This window comes from Burkholderia sp. AU4i (assembly GCF_000466765.1).
Lineage (GTDB): Bacteria > Pseudomonadota > Gammaproteobacteria > Burkholderiales > Burkholderiaceae > Burkholderia > Burkholderia cepacia.
The window spans coordinates 1-664 of sequence record NZ_ASSI01000496.1; the positions used below are offsets into that span (position 1 = coordinate 1).

Here is a 664-nt window from a genome sequence, read left to right on the forward strand (position 1 = left end):
CGAACCGGCCGGCCCGGACGACGACAACGCCAGCCGCGGCCGCGACGGCCGCGCGCTGGGGCCGAGCGACTCGTCCGACAGCGGCAGCGACACGGCCGGCGCGCGGCGCCATCCGTTCGACATCGATTCGCCGCTCGACGAGCACGCGCTCGAACGCGGCGATGCGTCGCTCGACAGCGATACGGACCGCGCGGGCACCGGCGAGCGCGCATCGGCGGACGGCGATTCGACATTCGTAGAAGGTGCCGATATCGAGCCCGACCGCACCGAGCGGCTGAGCGGGCCGGATCGCGACGAAGAATCCGCGGCCCCGGACGATCCGGACGATCGGGGCGCCGGCGGCGCGCCATGACGCCCGGTACGCAAAAACTGCAATCGCATTGCAGATTCGCGCTCTTGGCAGCGGATCGACGGCGCGGCGCGCATGTGTCGTGCGACGGCAACGATATCGGCACGCGGCTTGCGTTCGAGCCGGCCGGCATGCGCCGTGTCGCGACCCGGCATGGGGCCGTGCGCGGCGCAGGCGCGAACAAGGAGAGACACGATGCAACGACGATATCCCGGACGGCACGGCGAGCGCGGCCTCCCGGACGACCCGGCACGATGGCCGGAGGAAGACCGTGAATCGCCCCGCCGTCGCTCGGCGAGCGAGAGCGTCGGCGCG

At 72.6% G+C, this 664-nt stretch carries 1 protein-coding gene; it reads left to right on the plus strand.

Annotation, left to right across the window (positions count from 1 at the left end; genetic code table 11):
• Positions 1-352, plus strand: a 352-nt coding sequence (locus L810_RS48320) for a hypothetical protein (RefSeq protein ID WP_042978557.1), incomplete at its 5' end; no start/stop codon positions are given.
• Positions 353-664 lie beyond the last annotated feature (312 nt).